The organism is Dongia sp., from assembly GCF_041909655.1.
Classification (GTDB): Bacteria; Pseudomonadota; Alphaproteobacteria; order Dongiales; family Dongiaceae; genus Dongia.
Genome location: NZ_JAYRDA010000001.1, coordinates 109,513 through 124,495, shown reverse-complemented (window position 1 = coordinate 124,495; position 14,983 = coordinate 109,513). Strand labels below are relative to the sequence as shown.

Annotated in this window: 12 protein-coding genes; 6 read left to right on the top strand and 6 right to left on the bottom strand. The window is 63.5% G+C overall.

The genetic code is table 11. The annotated features are described in order from the left end of the window. The first annotated feature begins 84 nt into the window (after positions 1-84). The 5 genes from gpmI to ACE3PR_RS00545 all read left to right on the top strand — a co-directional run bounded on the left by gpmI (position 85) and on the right by ACE3PR_RS00545 (position 5,993). Complete coding sequence (gene gpmI, locus ACE3PR_RS00565) at positions 85-1,662, top strand: 2,3-bisphosphoglycerate-independent phosphoglycerate mutase (RefSeq protein WP_374366948.1); 1,578 nt, start codon at positions 85-87, stop codon at positions 1,660-1,662. After that, the gene (locus ACE3PR_RS00560; RefSeq protein ID WP_374366946.1) at positions 1,637-2,944 is read left to right on the top strand and encodes a murein hydrolase activator EnvC; all 1,308 of its coding nucleotides are present in this window, start codon (positions 1,637-1,639) and stop codon (positions 2,942-2,944) included. The genes gpmI and ACE3PR_RS00560 overlap by 26 nt, the downstream gene beginning before the upstream one ends. Before the next feature lie 53 nt (positions 2,945-2,997). Next, the gene (locus ACE3PR_RS00555; protein WP_374366944.1) at positions 2,998-4,416 is read left to right on the top strand and encodes a S41 family peptidase; all 1,419 of its coding nucleotides are present in this window, start codon (positions 2,998-3,000) and stop codon (positions 4,414-4,416) included. A gap of 105 nt (positions 4,417-4,521) precedes the next feature. Next, positions 4,522-5,505, top strand: coding sequence for a divergent polysaccharide deacetylase family protein (locus ACE3PR_RS00550; RefSeq protein ID WP_374366943.1), 984 nt, complete (start codon positions 4,522-4,524; stop codon positions 5,503-5,505). Further along, on the top strand, positions 5,502-5,993 hold the full coding sequence (locus tag ACE3PR_RS00545) for an RNA pyrophosphohydrolase (RefSeq protein ID WP_374366941.1): 492 nt from the start codon (positions 5,502-5,504) through the stop codon (positions 5,991-5,993). Before ACE3PR_RS00550 ends, ACE3PR_RS00545 begins: the two co-directional genes overlap by 4 nt. Before the next feature lie 144 nt (positions 5,994-6,137). Here the strand turns inward: ACE3PR_RS00545 and acs are convergent, their stop codons facing one another. The 6 genes from acs to tsaD all read right to left on the bottom strand — a co-directional run bounded on the left by acs (position 6,138) and on the right by tsaD (position 13,881). After that, positions 6,138-8,075, bottom strand: coding sequence for an acetate--CoA ligase (acs, locus tag ACE3PR_RS00540; protein ID WP_374366939.1), 1,938 nt, complete (start codon positions 8,073-8,075; stop codon positions 6,138-6,140). Positions 8,076-8,343: 268 nt separating this feature from the next. Then, on the bottom strand, positions 8,344-10,419 hold the full coding sequence (locus tag ACE3PR_RS00535; protein WP_374366936.1) for a methyl-accepting chemotaxis protein: 2,076 nt from the start codon (positions 10,417-10,419) through the stop codon (positions 8,344-8,346). A gap of 174 nt (positions 10,420-10,593) precedes the next feature. Then, positions 10,594-11,988 (bottom strand): cell envelope integrity protein CreD, encoded by a 1,395-nt coding sequence (gene creD, locus ACE3PR_RS00530; RefSeq protein WP_374366934.1) that lies wholly within the window; start codon positions 11,986-11,988, stop codon positions 10,594-10,596. Positions 11,989-12,093: 105 nt separating this feature from the next. Beyond that, positions 12,094-12,507, bottom strand: coding sequence for an EVE domain-containing protein (locus ACE3PR_RS00525; RefSeq protein WP_374366932.1), 414 nt, complete (start codon positions 12,505-12,507; stop codon positions 12,094-12,096). 7 nt (positions 12,508-12,514) lie between these two features. Further along, positions 12,515-12,823, bottom strand: coding sequence for a YciI family protein (locus ACE3PR_RS00520; protein ID WP_374366930.1), 309 nt, complete (start codon positions 12,821-12,823; stop codon positions 12,515-12,517). Next, complete coding sequence (tsaD, locus tag ACE3PR_RS00515; protein ID WP_374366928.1) at positions 12,820-13,881, bottom strand: tRNA (adenosine(37)-N6)-threonylcarbamoyltransferase complex transferase subunit TsaD; 1,062 nt, start codon at positions 13,879-13,881, stop codon at positions 12,820-12,822. Before tsaD ends, ACE3PR_RS00520 begins: the two co-directional genes overlap by 4 nt. Before the next feature lie 132 nt (positions 13,882-14,013). Here tsaD and hemC point away from each other — a divergent pair, with 132 nt between their 5' ends. Beyond that, positions 14,014-14,976, top strand: a complete 963-nt coding sequence (hemC, locus tag ACE3PR_RS00510; protein ID WP_374366926.1) for a hydroxymethylbilane synthase — start codon at positions 14,014-14,016, stop codon at positions 14,974-14,976. Positions 14,977-14,983 lie beyond the last annotated feature (7 nt).

Here is a 14,983-nt window from a genome sequence, read left to right as displayed (position 1 = left end):
GTAGCTTTGGCGGCGTCTTGACGCTGGCGCCGGAACGCGGTTCGGGTTAAGTCTGAAGCAATTCCAAATTGAGCCGGACCCGATATGAAAGCGACCCAGATCAAACCCGTCGTTTTGTGCATCCTGGATGGCTGGGGCCATCGCCATGAGAGCGAGGACAATGCCGTCCTTCTGGCCCAGACGCCGAACTGGAATCAGATGACGGCGGAGAATCCCTGGAGCCTGGTCGATGCGTCGGAGCTGTATGTGGGCCTGCCCGAAGGGCAGATGGGCAATTCCGAAGTCGGCCACATGAATCTGGGGGCCGGCCGCGTCGTGATGCAGGATCTGCCACGGATCGACCGCGCCATCGCCGACGGCACCATCGCCAAGATGCCGGAACTGGAGAAGTTCGTTGCCAAGATGCGCGCCTCCAAGGGCGACGTCCAGTTGCTGGGCCTGCTGTCGCCGGGCGGCGTGCATTCGCACCAGGATCACATGGTGGCTTTGGCGAAGATTCTCTCCGCCGCCGGGATCGGCGTCGTCATTCACGGTTTCCTCGACGGACGCGACACGCCGCCGCAAAGCGCAAAGCAATTCGTGGCCGATTTCGAAGCCAAGATCGCGAATTTGCCGAATGTGCGCATCGGTACGCTGGGCGGGCGCTATTACGCGATGGACCGCGACAAGCGCTGGGAGCGTGTGACATTGGCCTATGACGCCTTTCACGGCGAGGCACCGCGCGTCGCCACGGCGCAGGCTGCGATCGCGGAAGGCTATCTCAGGGGCGAGACCGACGAATTCATCAAGCCGACCCTCATCGGCAATTTCCCCGGCTTCAAGAATGGCGATGGCTTGCTGATGGCAAATTTCCGCGCCGACCGCGCGCGGCAATTGCTCACCACGCTGATCGATCCCGCCTTCAGGGATTTCCCGCGCAAGAAGGTCACCAGCTTTTCGGCGATCCTCGGCATGGTGGAATATTCGGCCGAGCTTGCCAAATTGATGCCCTGCCTGTTTCCGCCGGTGGAACTGACGCGTACCTTGGGCGAGATCGTGGCCGAGCGCGGCATGAAGCAATTGCGCATGGCCGAGACCGAGAAATACGCCCACGTCACCTTTTTCTTCAACGGCGGCGAAGAAAGTTTGTTTCCGGGCGAAGAGCGCATCCTGGTGCCCAGCCCCAAGGTCGCGACCTATGACCTCATGCCCGAAATGTCGGCCTATGAACTCACCGACAAATTGGTGGAAGCGATCGGCTCCGGCAAATTCGATCTCATCGTGGTCAATTACGCCAATGGCGATATGGTGGGCCATAGCGGCAACCTCACGGCGGCGGTGAAAGCGGTCGAAGTGGTGGATGCATGCCTCGGCCGCGTGCGCGATGCGGTGACCGCGCAAGGCGGAGCTCTCCTCATCACCGCCGATCACGGCAATTGCGAAATGATGAAGGATCCGATCACCGGCGAGCCGCATACCGCGCATACGCTTAACCGGGTGCCCTTCATCCTCGTAAATGCCCCCGCCTGGGCGCACAAACTCAAGGACGGGCGCCTTGCCGATGTGGCGCCGACCATCCTGGCACTTCTCGGCATCACCCAGCCCAAGGAAATGACCGGCGAATCCCTGATCGCGCAACCGGCAGCGGAAGCGGGCCGTGACGGCGCCCTGGCGCGGGCCTGACCGCCTGGCGATGCGCCCCCTCATCGCGGCCCTGACACTCTTGCTGGCTTGGAGCGCGCCCGGTTTGGTGCGCGCGCAGGAGACGGACGCGCTGGAGAATGTCCAGCAGGAGCTGGATGCCGGCCGCAAGGCGGCCGAAGCGCTGGAAAAGAAGGCTGCCAGCCTGGAGAAGGAAGTGGCCGATCTGCAGGCCGCCCTCATCAAGGCGGCGGCCAGCGTGCAAAAACGCGAGCGCGAGGTTTCCGAGATCGAGAGCACTTTGGCGACTTTGTCAGAGCGCGAGACGGAACAGGCCGCGGCCCTCAAGCGCGGCCGCGCCGACCTCTCGACGACCCTGGTGGCGCTGCAGCGGCTTTCCACCATGCCCCGCCAGGCGCTGTTGTTTTCAACCGAATCGCCGGCCGACATGGCGCGCTCGGCCCGGCTCTTGAGCCTGGTGACGCCGGTCCTCGATGCCCGCGCCCGCGCCCTTCAGAGCGAGCTCAACGACATCAAATCCCTGCGCCAGGAAATGGCGTATCGGCGCGACGATCTGACCGCGGCCCTCTCGGAACTCGCCGGCGAGAACCAGCGCCTGTCGGCTCTGGTCGCCCGGAAAGCCAAGCAGCGTAAATCCACTCTGGCCGAGACCGAGGCCACCAAACAGCGCCTTGCCCGCCTCGCCGACCAGGCCAAGAACCTGCAGGATCTCATCGAACGCCTGGAACAGACCGAAACCGAGGCGCCTCCCGTCGAAGAGGCCCAGGGGTCAGGTACCCAGGCCCCGGCGGAAACCGCTACGGAAGCCGAGGATAGCGAGACGGAAATCGCGGCCCTGGCCCCCGCCCCGCCGGCTCGGCACTTGAAACCGGCGGATTTGCGGCCATTTCCCAAAAACCTGGCCAAATTGACGCGCCCGGCCAGCGGTCCGGTGATACAGAAATTCGGCGCCAAGACCGATACCGCCGGCACCATGAAGGGTGTGGAGCTGGAAACCCGGCCCGGCGCCCAGATTGTTGCCACATTTGACGGCCAGATTGTGTTCGAAGGCCCCTTCCGTGGTTATGGCCAAATATTGATCATCGAGCACGGGGGTGGGTATCATACCGTTCTGGCCGGGCTCGACACCGTCGTTGTCGAGGTCGGACAATGGCTTAAGGCCGGGGAACCCATAGGTCGAATGGGGGCATCCGGAATCACCGAGGATGGAACCCAGAGCGGCCGACCGAGATTATATGTAGAATTGCGCCATGACGGGGAGCCGGTCGATCCGGCCCCCATGCTTGCCGCCCAGAATAACTAAACCGCGCGGCCCAACCACCCGGCCAGCCACAGCAATAAAGGTCAGTGATCCACATGCTTCGCCACACGCTCTTCGCCGCCACCGCGCTCGCCGCCGGCATGGTCATCGGTGCGGTCGCCTTCCACCCCGGCTTCGTCGCCGCGCAGACCGCCAGCGAAACCGGCAAGGACAAGGCGCCGGTCAACACCTACGAACAGCTCAACCTGTTCGGCGAGGTGTTCGAGCGCGTGCGCGCCAGCTATGTCGAGGAAACCGAGGACGACAAGCTGATCGAAGCCGCGATCAACGGCATGCTGACCTCGCTCGATCCGCATTCCAGCTATATGAACGCGGACAGCTATCAGGACATGCAGGTGCAGACCCGCGGCGAGTTCGGCGGGCTCGGCATCGAAGTCACCATGGAAAACGGCCTCATCAAGGTCGTCTCGCCGATGGACGATACGCCCGCCGCCAAAGCCGGCATCCAGCCTGGTGACCTTGTCGCCCAAATCGACGGCGAGCCGGTGATGGGTCTCAACCTCAACGAAGCCGTGGACAAGATGCGCGGCGAGGTCGGCACCAGCATCACCCTCACCATTCTGCGCGGCGAACAGGAAGCCTTCGACGTCACGCTGAAGCGCGCGGTCATTGAACTGAAATCGGTGCGCTGGGAATTGGAGGACGGCAATATCGGCTATGTCCGCATCACCTCCTTCTCGGAAAAGACCGACGCCGGCCTCCGCGCCGCGATCGACGAATTGAAGAAGGCGACCAAGGGCGAGCTTTCCGGCCTGGTCCTGGATCTCCGCAACAATCCGGGCGGCTTGCTGGATCAGGCAATCGCCGTCTCCGACGATTTCCTGGAGAAGGGCGAGATCGTTTCGACGCGCGGCCGCGATCCCAATGACGCGCAGCGCTGGAACGCCGAATCCGGCGACGTTGTCGACGGCAAGCCGGTGATGATCCTGATCAATGGCGGCTCGGCCTCGGCCTCGGAAATCGTCGCGGGCGCATTGCAGGATCACGGCCGCGGAATCATCATCGGCACCAAATCCTTCGGCAAGGGATCGGTGCAGTCGATCATGGGCATTCCGGGTCATGGCGCCATCCGCCTCACGACGGCGCGCTACTACACGCCGTCGGGCCGCTCGATCCAGGCCAAGGGCATCGATCCCGACATCATGGTCGAACAGGCCAAGATCGAAAAGCTGGGTGCCGAGAACCGGCCGCACGAAGCCGATCTCAAGGGCGCGCTTGCCAATCCCGATGGCGAGGCAGCGCCCGAGAGCCAGAACGAAGTCGTGCCGCCGCAGACCTCGACCGAGGAAAACGCCGCCACCGGTGCGGAGACCAGCGCCGAGAAGAAGGCGGAGCCCTTCGTCGGTTCCGAGCGCGAACAGATCGCCCGGCCGGATGAAGACTTCCAGCTCGCCCGCGCCATCGATCTGCTGCGCGGCCTCAGCCTGCTCCAGGGCAAGGCGGCGGCGAACTAAGCCAAATTGATGCCGGACCAGCAGCCAGGCAGTTTGAACAATCCGTTCCATCCTCCCCCGTCCGCAAGGCGGGGGAGTTTTCTTGGCGGCCCTGGCATCATCTTCGTGCTGCTGATCCTGCTGATTCTGGTTGGGATCGGCATCTATGGAGTGGCCACCGGACAGCTCGGCACCTGGAGCGGAATCGTTCGCACCTGGCTGGACGAGCCCGAACCCGCAACCTCGCCCCCGTCGGACACAACACAGAACGCCACGGCGCCGAGCCAGGGGGCGTTGGTGCTCAAGCCCATGGGGCCGGCCGAATTGCTGGCGACGCGGACACCGCCCAGATCCTTGCGCCTGCAGCCCGGCGAGTTTGACCGGCCGCCGGTGGAACGCTTCGCGCGGCCGGCCTTGTTTCTGGGACAGAAGCCACGCCTCGCCTTCGTGATCGTCAATCTCGGCCACAACACGGCCGTGACCGCGGCGGCGATCGCCGACACGCCGCCCGAGATCACGTTGAGCTTCAGTCCCTATGCGCCCGATCTTGCCGCCTGGATCGACGCGGCCCATGCCTTCGGGCATGAAGTCATGCTGGATCTGCCGCTGGAATCCCGCGCCTATCCGCAGGAGGATCCGGGTCCTCTCGGTCTCGTCACCGCCCTCAACCCGGAAGAAAACGCGCGACGCTTGCGGGAATTGCTGAACCTTGCCGAAGGTACGGTCGGCCTTGCCACGCAACGCGGCGACCGGTTCATGACGGATGCCGATGCGCTCAAACCCGTGCTCGCCGAACTCGGCAAGAACGGTTACGGCTTCCTCGCCACCAGCGGTGGCGAGAACATGCTGGCGGATGCCGCCAAGGCGCTCGAAAACCCACCGCCGCTGGCACGTATCGGCATCGACATCGCCCATGACCTTTCGCGCCAGGCGATCGCCGACAAGCTCACGGCGACATTTACCCTGGCGCAGCGCGAGCGGGCGGCGCTGGCCGTGGTGCAACCCTATCCGCTCAGCATCGCCGCCTTGACGAATCTGGGTGCCGTTGCCAAGGATCGCGGCCTCGCTCTGGTGCCGGCCAGCGCGATGTTCGCCAAGGAAGCAAAATGAAACACGTCCCGACACAGGCCGAATTCGAGCGCCTGCCCTATCGCCGCGGCGTCGGCATCGTCTTGCTCAATCCCGCCAAGCAAGCCTTCGTGGCGCAGCGCCTCGACAGCCCGGAACCCGCCTGGCAGTTTCCGCAAGGCGGCATCGACCAGGACGAGGATCCCCTGCTGGCGGCCAGGCGCGAATTGGTGGAGGAGACGGGCGTCACCTCGGCCGAGCTCATCGCCGAGACGCCGGATTGGCTGCGCTACGACCTGCCGCGCGATCTGGTGCCCAAGGTCTGGAAAGGCCGTTACCGCGGCCAGGAGCAGAAATGGTACGCCTTCCGCTTTCTGGGACCCGATAGCGAGATCCGCATCGATGGCGAGCACCCCGAGTTCAGCGCCTGGCGCTGGATGAACTTCCTCGAAACGCCGTCCCTCATCGTCGAATTCAAACGCCCGCTCTATGAGCAGGTGGTGAAGGCCTTCCAGCATCTGGTGCGATAAGCCAGCCATCTTCCGAGCCGTCATGGTCCGCGAAGGCGGACCATCCACGAATTTGTCGCCGACGAAAGAAAGCAACTCGTGGATCCTCCGCCTTCGCGGAGGATGACGACAAGAAATACGCTCTTCCCTACTTATTCATCCGCCCTACTTATTCATCCGGTTATCGACTAGATCCTTCACCACATTGGGATCGGCCAAGGTCGACGTGTCGCCGAGATTGCCGAATTCGTTCTCGGCGATCTTCCTAAGGATGCGGCGCATGATCTTGCCGGAGCGGGTCTTCGGCAGGCCCGGCGCCCATTGGATGAGATCGGGCGAGGCGATCGGGCCGATTTCCTTCCTCACCCATTGCACCAATTCCTTGCGCAGCTCCTCGGTGGGCTGCTCGCCCGCCTTCAGCGTCACATAGGCGTAGATGCCCTGGCCCTTGATGTCGTGCGGATAGCCGACGACCGCGGCCTCGGCCACTTTCGAATGGGCCACCAGGGCGCTTTCCACTTCCGCCGTGCCCATGCGGTGACCCGAGACGTTGATCACGTCATCGACGCGGCCGGTGATCCAGTAATAGCCGTCCTCGTCGCGGCGGCAGCCGTCGCCGGTAAAATACTTGCCGGGATAGGTGCTGAAATAGGTCTCGGCGAAGCGCTTGTGATCGCCATAGACCGTGCGCATCTGGCCGGGCCAGGAATCGGCGATGCAGAGATTGCCCTCGCAAGCGCCTTCCAGCACCTTGCCGTTGGCATCGACGATCTGGGGCAGGATGCCGGGCAGCGGCTTGGTGGCCGAACCCGGCTTCAGTTTCGTGGCACCGGGCAGCGGCGAGATGAGGATGCCGCCGGTTTCGGTCTGCCACCAGGTATCGACGATCGGGCAGCGATGCTTGCCGACGACGCGGTGATACCAGAGCCAGGCCTCGGGATTGATCGGCTCGCCGACCGAGCCCAAAAGCCGGAGGGAATCGAGCTTGCACTTCTCGACCGGGGCCTCGCCTTCGCGCATCAAGGCGCGGATCGCGGTGGGGGCGGTATAGAAGATGTTGACCTTGTGCTTGTCGCAGACCTGCCAGAAGCGCGAGGCGTCGGGATAATTCGGAACGCCCTCGAACATCAGCGTGGTGGCGCCGTTGGCGAGCGGGCCATAGACGATATAGCTGTGGCCGGTGACCCAGCCCACATCCGCCGTGCACCAATAGATATCGCCCTCGTGATAATCGAAGACGTATTGATGGGTGAAGGAAGCGTAGACCAGATAGCCGCCGGTGGTGTGAAGCACCCCCTTGGGCTTGCCCGTGGATCCGGAGGTATAGAGGATGAAGAGCGGGTCTTCCGCGTTCATTTCCTCGGGCTTGCAATCGGCCGAGACTTTGGCAGCTTCCTCATGCAGCCAGTGATCGCGGCCGGCCTTCATCTCGATATTGCCGCCGGTATGGCGCACGACGAGGACGTCGGTCACACCCGGGCATTGCTTCAGGGCGGCATCGACATTGGCCTTCAAGGGCACCTTCTTGCCACCGCGCAGGCCTTCATCGGCGGTGATGATGAATTTGGAATCGCAATCGAGGATGCGGCCCGCGACGCTGTCGGGCGAGAAGCCGCCGAAGACGATGGAATGCACCGCGCCGATGCGGGCACAGGCCAGCATGGCATAGGCGGCTTCCGGGATCATCGGCATGTAGATGGTGACCCGGTCGCCCTTCTTGACGCCGCGGGCGCGCAGCACATTGCCCATGCGGCCGACATGTTCGGCAAGCTCGGCATAGGTGATGTGCTTGGATTGCGAGGGATCGTCGCCTTCCCAGATGATCGCGGTTTGCTTGGCGCGTTTCGGCAAATGCCGATCGATGCAATTCACCGCGACGTTAAGGGTGCCGTCGTAATACCAGCGGATACGGACCTCACCCGTGTAATCGACGTCCTTGACCTGGGTATAGGGCTTGATCCAGTCGATGCGGCGGCCTTGCTCGGCCCAGAAACCGGCATTGTCGGTTTCGGATTGCCGGTACATGGCCTCGTATTTCGCGGCGTTGATCAAGGCGCGTTCGGCGACATGGGCCGGAACGTCGAAAACCGGTTGCTCACTCATAAGATTGGGCCTCCCAACACCCAGAAAATTCATACTTTTTTGCGCGCTGCCAAGTTAAGCGCGACGGCGATGGCCGATTATCGACAGAAGCTTTCGCACTGACAAGCGCGGCGATCATCCCCGCCCATAACAGCGCGATCGCTGCGCCGGGGAAATCCCTACCAAAGGAGGGGTAAAGGAGCGCGAGTCCATCTGCATTGACCAGGATCAAGACAAGAAAAAGCCCCGGCCGATCGCTCGGCCGGGGCTTTTCAACGTCACTCCGAGGCTAGCGGGCCTGGACCTTGGTGAGGAAGGTCTCGACCGCCTGGCGGAGATTGGTCTGCTCGCGCAGCATCTCCTGGAGGGCGTCGCCCACATCGGTGGCGGCGGTGCCGGTACGCTGGCTCGATTCCGCCACCACGGCGATGGTATGAGTCACCTCCTGGGTGCCCTGGGCTGCCTGCTGCACCGAACTGGCGATCTCGCCCGTGGCCGCACCCTGCTCCTCGACCGCGGCGGCAATCGCTGTCGCCCCTTCGCTGATGCTGTTGATGGAGCCGGTGATGTCGCGGATCGCGGTCATGGCCAGATTGGTCGTCGCCTGGATCTCGTTCACCAGCTCCGAGATTTCCTGCGTCGCCTTCGAGGTCTGGCCGGCGAGATTCTTCACTTCCGACGCCACCACCGCGAAGCCCTTGCCGGCATCGCCGGCGCGGGCCGCTTCGATCGTCGCGTTCAAGGCGAGGAGATTGGTCTGCGCCGCGATCTCGGAGATGAGGCCCAGCACGTCGCCGATCCTTTGTGCCGATTTCGCCAGCGCGTCGAAGGTACGGTTGGTTTCCTCGGCCTTGGAGACCGCCGCCCGCGAGCCATCGGCGCTGGCCGAGACGCGCTGCGAAATCTCCGCGATCGAGGCCGAAAGTTCCTCGGTCGCGGCCGCCACCGTCTGCACGTTGCCGGCGGCCTGATTGGCCGCATCCGCCACCGCCTGCGCCTGGCTGCTGGAATTCGTCGCGGTCTCGCGCATCGTATCGGCGGTGGTGCGCAAGCCGTCGGTCGCCTGACCGATCGTCACCAGCGATTGTTTCACCTGAGCGTCGAAGGCCTGGCAGAGTTCCTGCAACGCGCGGGCCTTCTCGAGTTCCATGGCACTGCGTTCCGCCGCCTCGCGCTCCAGGCGCTCGGCCTCCAGCGCACTTACCCGCAGGCTTTCCAGCGCCGTCGACAGCTTGCCCAGTTCATCCGGATGCCGGGGCTCGGGCACCGGTTCCACGAAGTTGCGGGCGCTCAAACGCGCGACAGCATCCATCAGCACGCGGATCGGCTTCGAGAAGCGGTTGAGAACGGCCAGGATGCCGATAAGGGCAAGGATAAGCGCAACGATCAGGCCGGCCACCGCGATAATCAGCTTGACCTGTGCTTCCTCGAGCAAGCCGCCGACATGGGCCTTGGCTTGATCAAAGGCGGCATCGGCGATGGCGAGGGTTGCATCGAAGGGGCCGTTGCAAAGATCGCTGAAGGCCTGACCTTCCATCGCGGCATTGCCGCTGCCGTCGAACTTGGCGACCATGTCGTTCATGGTGTTCTGAGTCTCGACGACCTGGCCGCGCGCGGTTTCGACCGCCTGCTTGATCGCCGGCAAGGTGCCGGGTGCCGCCAGCAATTCGTCGATTACCATGAGGGAGCCGTTATAGACGCCGATTCCCCGGTTCCATTCCACCACCTTTTCTGCCGGGAGAGCTTCGCTCTTGGCAACGAAAGGACGCAACAAGGTGCATTGCGGACCATAGGTGTTGCGCAGCATCCAGCCGAGGCGCCGCACCTGAACCATCTCGGCCAGGAACGCATCCTGCAACCGGACGACATTGCCCATCACCACCGACATCGCATTGAGCGAATCCTGCACGGCGTAGACGGCGGTGCGCCAGTCCATGGTCTTTTTCAACTCGCGCTGATCGATGGGCAGGGCCGCCTGTTCATAGAGCGTCGCTTCCAACCCCTTCATCGCCTTGATCTTGGCCTCAAGATCGGCCAGCAATTCCTGCTTGCCCGCGAGGTCCATCGCCTGCACCTCGGCAATCGCCGCTGCCGTCACACCATCGGCCTTGGCGATCACTTCGTCGATCCTCGGCTTGGGATCATCCTTTGTCTGGATGCTGGTCTGGGCCGGGCTGATCTGGCCACGCACGCCGCGGATCGCCTCGAACACGGCAAAATCCGTGTCGACGGAAACCTGGGCCACTTTGGCTGCGCGGTAATCCTGCCAGGCATTCACCGCGAAAATCGCCATCGCCGTGACAAGGCCCAACAGGATCACGACCTGCAAGGTGATGAGCAAACGAGAAATGGAAGCGCGAAACATAGCGATTTCCCCAAGGGTATGGTGTCACCGGCGGGGCGGCCTCTGATCTTGGTTCTATCGCCGCGGACCCGGATTTTTCACGCTATCGATAGCGAACATTCATAACCAACTCGTTAATCGCGACGCATTCATCATATGATTTGCGCGGGATCACGGGGCATTGGGTCCTTGTTCCTATTTCTGCGGCCTGGCCTCGGGCGCATTGCCGATCGCATACCAATCGATCCTGCGTGTCAGCACCATGACCGCGACCAGCAGCACGAAGAGCCCAAGGGTGCCGGCCAGCAGCGCGTAATTCTCCATCTGCAGCAGCGTGAACATGTAAGCGTGCAAGGCTGCCAGCAGCAGGCCGGTGACGAGGCCGAGCACGCGCCGGATGGTGATTCCGGCATAGAGACCGACGATGGCGATGTCGATTGCGCTGGCAATGGCATAGGCGCGGCTGAAGGGCATCTGTTCGGCCAGCGAGAGCAGCAGCAGATAGAAGAGTGCGAGCGCCGCGCCGATCAGCAGGTATTGCACCAGATGCACGCGGTCGTGCTTCATCAGGCCCACGATGAAGATGGTGCCGAAGGTGAGCGCCACGATCAGCAAGCCGTATTTGACGATACGTTCGGTCTGCTGGTGCACGTCGCCGGGCTCGACCAGGCTGATACCGATCATATCAAGCGCCGTCGCCTGCAAGGTGAAGTCCCCATTGCGCCAGGCAAGCGGGATGCCGCTCGCCAGATGATTGACCGAATATTTGGCGGTGAATCCTTCCGGCGATATTTCCCGCGTTGCCGGCAGGCGCGCCCCCAGAAAGCTCGGATGCGGCCAGGCGCTCCTCACCTCGATTTCGCTTTGCCCACCCAGCGGCAGGACATGGATGTTGTCGCGGCCATTGAGTGCGATGGCGAGATCGATGTTAAGCGCCTTCGGCCCGTCCAGCGCCAAATCGGCGCGCAACCCCTTGCCGCCCGGCTGGTGCGGCAGCAGCCCGGCCTCGATCTCCTGTTCGGCGCCGTTGAGCTTGAGGCTGATCTGGCGCAAGGCACGAGCACCCGGCAGGGGAATGGCCAGGCTCGCCTCGCGCCAGCGAATCTGGCCGGGCTCGACGTCCCAGGGACTGAAATCGGGTGCGTCGAAATAGGCGGCTATGGCCACGTCGGCGGCGTAGACCGGAACCTCGTAGATGCTGCGATAGCGCTTTTCCACCGCCGCCTGGAGGATAACCTTGCTCGTTGCCGGCAGAAAGTTTGCGTAGCGGCGGATTGTGACGGCACCGGTGGTGCCGTCACTGCGCAATTGCGTTTCTTCTGTGTCATAGGGGATGATCAGGATCGGCGCGCTGATCTCCTGCGGCGGGCCCCATTGTTCGCCGAGTTCGGCGATCACATCGAGCTTGCGGGCAAAGCGTTCCTGCACCACGCCTTCGACCATGCCGAGGGGGATGAGCATGACGAGGATGAGGAAGCCCAGGAAGAGAATGCGCTTGGCGGCTTCGAAGCCGCTGCCGCGCAGATTGTCGCGCCACACTCGCTCACCGATCGGATCGGTGGACCCGGCTGTTTCGACTTGCTCGCTCAAGAAAAACCCCTGTCTTTCGGAAAGGACAGGCGTTTGTCGCTGCCGGCCGAGGCCGTCTCAGGCCGGGATCATGGCAATTCGGGGGTCATGTCGCGGCAACGCGCCCTAGGGCTTTACGCCACCCATCTTGCAGATCAGCTTCCATTGCGCCGCAGTGATCGGCATCACCGAGAGGCGCGACTGGCGGACGAGGGCGATGTCGGCCAATTCCGGCTCGGCCTTGATTGCGGCCAGCGTCACCGGGTTCTTGAAGGGCCGCAAGGGCTTTACATCCACCATGCCGAACTTGCCGCTCTCGTCGGTATGATCGGGGTAGTATTCCTTGGCGATCTCACAGATCCCCACCACCGCGAGGCCTTCATTGGAATGATAGAAGAAGGCCTGATCGCCCTTCTTCATGGCCTTGAGATTGTTGGCGGCCTGATAATTGCGGACGCCGTTCCAGAAGGTCTTGCCGTCCTTCACCAACTGATCCCAGGCGTATTTGACGGGTTCGGATTTCACCAGCCAGTAATTCATCGTGACCTCACTTGCCGCGCGGGAAGACGTTTTTATAGGGCTTGATGGTCACCGATTGAAAGAGCCCGGCCTTGCTGTAGGGGTCGGCCGCGACAAAGGCATCCACATCCTTGCGATCGGTGAAATCCACCACCAGCAGGCTGCCGATCATGCGATCGCCATCGAGCAGCGGGCCGGCGGTGATAAGATGCGCCTCATGGGCGATGAGATGCTCGACATGCGCCGGGCGGTTGGCCATGCGGACTTCCAGATGGTCGGGTTTGTCGAGACAATAGATCATGAAGGCCATGGTGATTTCCTCGTCTGCTGCGTTCAAGCCTTGACCCCGGCGCCCATGAGGCGCGGTGCCTGTTCATCAAGCGGCCAGCGTGGCCGCGGCGCAAAATCGAAGCCGCTGCGCTCGCCCATCCGGAATCGTTCGATCCCGGCCCAGGCGATCATCGCCGCGTTGTCGGTGCAGAGCCGGCCCGGCGGCGCCAGCAGCCTGACGCCGTGGCGCCCCGCAATATCCTGCAAGCGCTCGCGGAGATGCTTGTTGGCGGCAACACCACCTGCGATCACCAGCGCGCTGAGATCCGGATAATCGGTCTTGGCGATTTCAAGAGCACGGGCGCTGCGGTCAATGAGGCAATCCACCACCGCCTGCTGAAAACCGGCGGCGAGATTGGCGCGCGTCGCATCGTCGAAATGCCCATCCGCGCGCAGCGCATCGACCCGCTGCCGCAAGGCGGTCTTCAGACCGCTGAACGAGAAATTGCAATCGGGGCGGCCCTTCATCGGCCGCGGCAGATCGCGATAGGGTGCCGTCGCCTTATCCGCGGCGGCGGCCACCGCCGGTCCGCCCGGAAAGCCGAGCCCCATGAGCTTCGCCGCCTTGTCGAAGGCTTCGCCGGCCGCGTCGTCGATGGTGGCGCCGAGGCGCCGATAGCGTCCCACACCCTCCACCACCAGCAATTGGCAATGTCCGCCCGAGACCAGCAGCAACAGATAGGGAAAGGCCGCGTCGTCGGTGAGGCGCGCGGTCAAAGCATGGCCTTCCAGATGGTTGACCGCGATGAAGGGCTTGTTCTGCGCCAGGGCGATTGCCTTCCCCATCATCACGCCGACGATGACGCCGCCGATGAGGCCCGGCCCGCCGGTGACCGAGATTCCATCCAAATCGGCAAAACCGAGGCCGGCCTGGTCCATGCAGGCCTGGATGGTGGCATCAAGATGGTCGAGATGGGCGCGGGCCGCGATTTCCGGCACCACGCCGCCATAGGGGGTGTGCTCGGCGATCTGGGCGAAGATCACATCGGCCAGGATGCGCCGGTCGTCGGCCACCAAAGCCGCCGCCGTTTCGTCGCAGGATGATTCGATGCCCAGAACAACCATGAAACCCGTCGATTCCGGGACGATCACACGATTCGCGGCGTCCCGGGCAGCCGCGCCGCAACCCCATTGCAGCATTTGCATTCACCCGCCGGGGCCTTTAGGAAAGGGCGCCAGCAGGAGGGCGAGGTAGTTATGGCCGGTTCGCAAGCGGGGATCAACCAAGGCACCGAGGGGGGCAGCGGCATGGCTGTCCGTATCGGCACGCGTGGCTCGCCTTTGGCCCTCGCCCAGGCGGAAATGGTGAAGGCCGCCCTCAGGGCCGCCCACCCCACCCTGCCCGCCGCCGAAATCGTCGTCATCAAGACCACCGGCGACCGGATCCAGGACCGCGCTTTGTCCGAAATCGGCGGCAAAGGGCTGTTCACCAAGGAAATCGAGGACGCCCTGCTGGAAGGCGGCATCGATGTCGCGGTGCATTCGATGAAGGATGTCCCGACCCATCTTCCGGACGGCCTCACCATCGCCTGCCTGCTGGAACGCGAGGACCCGCGCGATGCCCTTATTCTGCGGGCGGGCAAGGATCTGGCCGACCTCCCCCAAGGCGCCGTGATCGGCTCGGCCTCGCTGCGGCGCCAGGCACAGCTTCTGGCGCTGCGGCCGGACCTCAAGGTCGTCACCTTGCGCGGCAATGTCGGGACCCGCCTCAACAAGCTCGCCGCCGGCGAGGTCGATGCCACGTTGCTGGCGCTGGCCGGGTTAAAGAGATTGGGCCGTGCCGAGGTGGCAACGAAGATCCTGGATACGGCCGAGATGCTGCCGGCGGTGGCGCAGGGTGCTATCGGCCTCGAGATTCGCGCGGCGGATCGCCGCATGCGCGATCTGCTGCAGCCGCTCCATCACGCGGCCACGGAATATGCCGTCACGGCCGAGCGCGCCTGCCTCAGGGAATTGGAAGGCTCCTGCCGTACGCCGATCGCCGCTTATGCCGAGATCGGCGCCGGTGGCCTTTTGCATCTGCGGGCATTGATCGCCAAGCCCGATGGATCGGCCGTGCACCGCGATGAATCCGCGGGATCCAAAGACGATGCAGAAGCCCTCGGCCGGGCCGCCGGCGCGCGGTTGAAGTCACTAGCCGGGCCTGACTTCCTGGCTTAGTTTGGCC